Genomic DNA, 5,709 nt, shown 5'->3' with positions numbered 1-5,709 from the left:
TGGCGACCGTCTTGTCCTTGCCGCGCAGGCAGAGGCGGCTGAATAGCTACTCCGCAGGCTCCGCGTTCGCAGTCGGCAAGCCCGGCTTGCCCGCATCGCCCGGATTTCGCCTGACATAGGCCGCCTTCAGCGTCTCCGACGTCTCGCGCGAACCGTCATGGCTCCAGCCGGGCGGCCGGACGAAATAGTTGAAACGCTGGCGCAGCGTCAGCCCTGGCATCAGCGTGTCCTTGAACATGCCGATCCATTCGTGGAAGGCCACTTTCAGCGGGTTGAAGGTGCCGATGTTCTTGACGATGCCATAGCGTGGCCGGTCCTCCTCCAGTTCCTCGACGAACGTGCCGAACATGCGGTCCCAGATGATCAGCGTGCCGGCATAGTTGGCGTCCAGATAGCGCGGATTGGTGGCGTGGTGGACGCGGTGGTGCGAGGGCGTATTGAAGATGAACTCGAACCAGCCCCACATCTTGCCGATCGCTTCGGTGTGGATCCAGAACTGCCAGACCAGGTTGAAGCCGAAGGTGAAGGCAATCACCGCCGGGTGGAAGCCGAGCAGCACCAGCGGCGCCTGCAGCACGAACATGAAGGTGAACAGCCCGGTCCAGCTTTGCCTGAGCGCCGTCGACAGATTGTAGTGCTGGCTGGAGTGGTGGTTGACGTGCTCGGCCCACACCCAACGCACCCGGTGCGCGATGCGGTGATAGACATAGTAGCGCAAATCATCGAGCAGGAAGGCAGCCAAAAACACCCAGACCGACAGGCCGAGATTGAAGAAGCGAAACTGCCACAGCCACAGCAGCGCCCAGTAGGACAAAACACCGAGCAACAGGCCGGCCACGACATTGCCGGTCTCCATCATCAGGCTGGTCAGCGTGTCGCGCGTTTCGAACGAGCCCTTGGCGCGGCCGGTTCGCACCAGCCAGAGCTCGATCAGGATGGCGGCGACGAAGAACGGGATGGCAAGCTTGGTGACCTCCGGGAAATTGTAATCGTCCATCACGCGGCCTCCCGGTTCCGATCATGGTCTTGCAAGGCCGCCGCCACCGCCCTGGCGTCGGCCTCGTCGGCAAAGACAAAGCGCCCGCCCTTCCAGGTGAAGTCGTTGAGCCTGATGGAGATCGACCGCGGGTCGTCTGCGGTCAGGGCCAGGATATCGCGCGGCGTGACGATGCGCGTCAGGAAGCAATCGCCGATGCTGCTGACGATGCCGGTGCGCGCCGGCCCAAGCTCGAGAAACGCCGCCCGCCGATCCGCCGTTAGACGCACCCTCGCCACCATTTCGTCCGGAAAGTCCTCGGCGAAGCGTTGAAGTGCCCGATCCGCGCCGGCAAGCATCGCGGTAGTAGTGCCGCCGGTGAAATGCACGGCCGCGACCGACAGCGCGATGCCAAACACGACAAGGACGACCAGCACGGGCAGGCTCATGGAAAGGCGTCTCCTCCGGCGGCTCACGCTTCTTCGACGCGAGTCCGACAGGCAGAACCCCTAGCACGATTGACGTTTACGTCAAAGGGGCGTCCAGCCTCGGCTGGCATGACGCAGGAGCAGCCAATGCTTGCGCAAGGTGGAAAGCTTTGCTGCACCGCCGCGCGGCGATTGCTCAGTCTTCTCCATCCTGCCGAGATAGGCACGCGTCAGCGCGAGCGGCAGGAATGCGGGGCGCAGCGAAGCCGGCAGCGCCGGGGCGCCTCGCTCGAAGGCACCGAGATGGTCTCGCGCGAGCGCGATCATCGCCGCCACTGCGCGTTGCGCGCCGGGGCCGCCCTCCCCTTTGACGAACTCTTCCGATGATGAGCCGGCCGCTGCGAGGATGTCCGCAGGCACAAAACATTGGCCACGCCTCCGGTACAGCGGCAACAGCAGCAAAAGACCGGTGATCGCTTGCGCACAACCCGCCCTCCCCGCCAGGTCGGCAAAACGCGGTGCCTCCTGGGGATCGAGCATCATCGCCGCAAGCTGGATGAGTGCCGCGGCGGTCTCGCCACAATAGCCTTCGAGATCGGTGCGCGACGGCATCGGATCATCGTAGAGGTCGAAGATGCGCGCTTCGAGCATGTTGTCGAAGGCTGTCTTCGGCAGTCGATTGGCGGAAATCGTCGCCCTCAGTGCGTCGGCGATCGGGTGACCGGTCTCCGCATCGTTCTCTGCCGCGATGACATCGCGCCACCATTGCAGCCGTACCTCGCCGGGTAACGGCTCGTGGATACGGTCGCGCACGGACGCGATCTCTGCATTGAAGGCATAGAGCGAAAACAGCGCGTCGCGCTTGTCGGCGGGCGCGTAGAGCGCGCTGAGATAACGGTCATGGTCGGAAGCGCGCACCGCATCCATGACGATGTTGGCGGTATCAGCCACGTCAGTCGACGGCAATCAGCGCCGCGGCCACGGCGCGGTCTTCGGCGAGCAGGACATTGTAGGTCCGCACCGCCGCGCCGGTCGACATCGGATCGGCGGCGATGCCGGCCTCTTTCAATGCCGCGCGCAGCGCCGTAGGCAGCGGCCGCAGATCCTTGCCGGTGCCGACCAGCACGATCTCGACCTTGCCGGCCTCGGCGAGCAGCTTGCTGAAGTCCGCCACCGTCAACGCCAGCGGATCGGCCGGCTCCCAGCCATGGATGCCGGACGGCAGGCAGAGCAGCGAGCCGCGATGCGACATATCGGCGAAGCGGAAGCCGCCATTGCCATAGGCCTCGATCGGCGCCCGGCCGGGGAAATGCGCCTCGCGGATGACGATGCCCTTGGCCACGGCCGCGGCGTCAGGTCGCCACGGCCTTGCCGTTCGCCGGCTTCTCCTCGTCGGCGGCCGTGGCCTGCGGCCGCAACTTGAACAGGATCAGCAGCGGCGCGGCGATGAAGATCGACGAATAGGTGCCGAACACCACGCCGAACAGCATCGCCATGGTGAACGAACGGATCACCTCGCCGCCGAACAGCACCAGCGCCAGCAGTGCCAGGATCGTGGTCACCGAGGTCAGCGTCGTTCTCGACAGGGTCTCGTTGATGGCGTTGTTCAACAGCTGCGGCAGCGGCATCTTCTTGTATTTTCGAAGATCCTCGCGGACGCGGTCGTAGACGACGATGGTGTCGTTCAGCGAATAACCGATGATGGTCAGGATTGCCGCCAGCGACGACTGGTTGAATTCCAGCCCGGTGATGACGAAGAAGCCGATCGTCATGACCACATCGTGGATCGTGGCGATGATGGCGCCGACAGCGAACTGCCATTCGAAACGGAACCAGACATAGATCAGGATGCCGACCAGCGCGATCAGCATGGCGATCGTGCCCTGCTTGGCGAGTTCGCCCGAAACCGTCGGTCCCACCACTTCGACGCGGCGGAAATCATACTGGTCCTGCAACTCGCCGCGCACCTTGTCGATGACGGTCTGCTCGGCGTTCTCGCCGCCGTCCTGGGTGCCGACGCGGATCAGCACGTCGTTCGGCTCGCCGAACTGCTGCACTTGCACTTCGCCGATGTTGAGCTCCGTGAGCCTGCCGCGGATGTCGGCGAGATCGGCATTGCCGGTCTTGGCCTGCACCTCGATCAGCGAGCCGCCCTTGAAGTCGATGCCGTAATTGATGTCGACGGTCATGAACAGCACGACCGACAGGATCGACAGCAGGCTGGACAGCGCGAAGGTCCAACGGCGGATACCCATGAACGGAATCTTCGTACCCGGCGGAATGAAGGTCACCGGCGCCTTCGGCAGTTCCTTCGGCCGGGCGCGGCGCAGCCAGATCGACACTAGCAGCCTGGTGAAGGTGAAGGCGGTGAAGACCGTGGTCAGGATGCCGATGGCGTAGGTGATGGCAAAACCCTTCACCGGGCCGGTGCCGAGGTAGAACAGCACCACTGTCGCGATCAGCGACGTGACGTTGGAATCGACGATGGTCGCCAGCGCCTTGGTGAAGCCGGTATCGATCGCCTGGATCACCGAGCGGCCGTTGCGCCGCTCCTCGCGGATACGCTCGTAGATCAGCACGTTGGAATCGACCGCCATGCCGATGGTCAGCACGATACCGGCGATACCAGGCAAGGTCAGCGTCGCGCCGAGCAGCGACAACAGCCCGACGATCATCGCCACATGCACCGCGAGCGCGATATTGGCGAGGAAGCCGAGGAAGCCGTAAGCGACGAACATGAAGGCGACGACGAGGATCGAGCCGATGATGCCGGCGACCTTGCCGGCATGGATGGAATCCTGTCCCAGGCCCGGACCCACCGTGCGCTCCTCGATCACGGTCAGCGTCGCCGGCAGCGCGCCTGCGCGCAGCAGCACGGCGAGGTCGTTGGCGCTCTGAGCGGTGAAATTGCCGGAGATCTGACCGGTGCCGCCGAGGATCGGCTCACGGATCTGCGGCGCCGAGATCACCTGGTTGTCGAGGATGATGGCGAACAGCTTGCCGACATTTTGCGCCGTCGCCTGGCCGAAGCGGGTGGCTCCCTTGGAATCGAAACGGAAGGAAACGACAGGCTCGTTGTTCTGCGAATTGTAGGTCGCCTGCGCGTCGACGAGATTCTCGCCCGAAACGATGACGCGGTTTTCGATCAGATAGGGTACCGGCGGATCGTCCTGCGAATAGAGGATCGAGGAGCCTGCCGGCGGACGGCCGTTGAGCGCGTCCTGCACCGGCATCGACTGGTCGACCATCTGGAATGTCAGCTTGGCGGTCTGGCCAAGGATTTCCTTCAGCCTTTGCGGGTCCTGCAAGCCCGGCACCTGGACAAGAATACGGTCGTCGCCCTGCCGCTGCACGATCGGTTCGGTGGTGCCGAGTTCGTTGACGCGCCGTTCGACGACCTCGATCGACTGCGTCAGCGCCGTCGAGGTGCGGTATTTGATGCCGGCGTCGGTGACGGTGAACTTGAGCAGGCCCGGCTCGGAATCGTCCAGCGTCATCTCCTGGACGGAGCCGCCGGTGAACAGCCCCGCCGCCACCGGGTCGGTCAGCGGCTTCAGCACCTTCTTGGCGGCGTCGATCTGGCTGGGATCGGTGATGCGGACCTGCACCGTGCGCCCGGATCCGGACAGGCCGGTATAGTTGATCTTGGGGTTGGCGTCGCGCAGCAGCGTCCTGATCTCGTCGCGTGACGTCTCCAGTCGATCCTTGATCAGGTCGTTCTGGTTCATCTGAAGCAGGATGTGCGAACCACCCTGCAGGTCGAGACCGAGCGTCATCTGCCGCTTCGGCACCCAGTTGGGCAGTTGCGCCAACGTGCTGGCAGGGAAGAGATTGGGCGCGGCGAGGACCACTGTGGCGGCCACGGCCAGCCAGATCAGGATCATCTTCAGGCGCGAAAAATAGAGCATTCGTTCTTATCCGTTCAGGCGTACATGCGGCAGCGTTCCGCCTTCAATTCGGTTATTTCTTGGCATTCTGGTTCGCCACTGGCTCGCCCTTGACGCGCACGTCCGAGATCGTCGAGCGCAGCGCCGTCACCTTGGTGCCACCGCCGAGGTCGATCTCGAGTTCGTGGTCGTCGATCACCTTGGTCACCTTGCCGACGAAACCGCCGCCGGTCACGACCGTGTCGCCGCGCCGCACCGCCGAGAGCATCTCCTGGCGCTTCTTCAGCTGCGCGCGCTGCGGCCTGATGATCAGAAAATACATGATCACGAAAATCAGGACAAACGGCAAAATGCTGATGAACATGTCTGGCGAGGCGCCGACGCCCTGGGCGTATGCCGGTGTAACGAACATCAAGAT

General features: G+C 63.8%; 6 protein-coding genes. All 6 read right to left on the bottom strand.

Features of this window, described 5'->3' with window-relative positions; translation table 11 throughout:
* Window positions 1–46 precede the first annotated feature (46 nt).
* Entirely contained in the window at window positions 47–997 is a 951-nt protein-coding gene (locus EOA33_RS21965) for a sterol desaturase family protein (protein WP_190233819.1), read from the bottom strand.
* A complete protein-coding gene (locus tag EOA33_RS21960; protein ID WP_126054212.1) occupies window positions 997–1,425 on the bottom strand; it encodes a hypothetical protein in 429 nt (142 codons plus the stop codon). The genes EOA33_RS21965 and EOA33_RS21960 overlap by 1 nt, the downstream gene beginning before the upstream one ends.
* 81 nt (window positions 1,426–1,506) lie before the next feature.
* Window positions 1,507–2,331, bottom strand: a complete 825-nt coding sequence (locus EOA33_RS21955; protein ID WP_126054211.1) for a phytoene/squalene synthase family protein — start codon at window positions 2,329–2,331, stop codon at window positions 1,507–1,509.
* A 25-nt stretch (window positions 2,332–2,356) separates the two neighbouring features.
* Window positions 2,357–2,746 carry an Mth938-like domain-containing protein gene (locus tag EOA33_RS21950; RefSeq protein WP_126054210.1) on the bottom strand — a complete coding sequence of 130 codons (390 nt, stop codon included), beginning with the start codon at window positions 2,744–2,746 and terminating at the stop codon, window positions 2,357–2,359.
* 10 nt (window positions 2,747–2,756) lie between these two features.
* Entirely contained in the window at window positions 2,757–5,312 is a 2,556-nt protein-coding gene (gene secDF / locus EOA33_RS21945; RefSeq protein ID WP_127406575.1) for a protein translocase subunit SecDF, read from the bottom strand.
* Window positions 5,313–5,364: 52 nt separating this feature from the next.
* Entirely contained in the window at window positions 5,365–5,703 is a 339-nt protein-coding gene (gene yajC, locus EOA33_RS21940) for a preprotein translocase subunit YajC (protein ID WP_126054208.1), read from the bottom strand.
* Between the last annotated feature and the right edge of the window lie 6 nt (window positions 5,704–5,709).

The organism is Mesorhizobium sp. M4A.F.Ca.ET.050.02.1.1 (genome assembly GCF_003997725.1).
Taxonomy (GTDB): Bacteria; Pseudomonadota; Alphaproteobacteria; order Rhizobiales; family Rhizobiaceae; genus Mesorhizobium.
The sequence above is the reverse complement of the archived record's forward strand: the minus strand, read 5'-3'. Positions and strand labels throughout refer to the sequence as shown.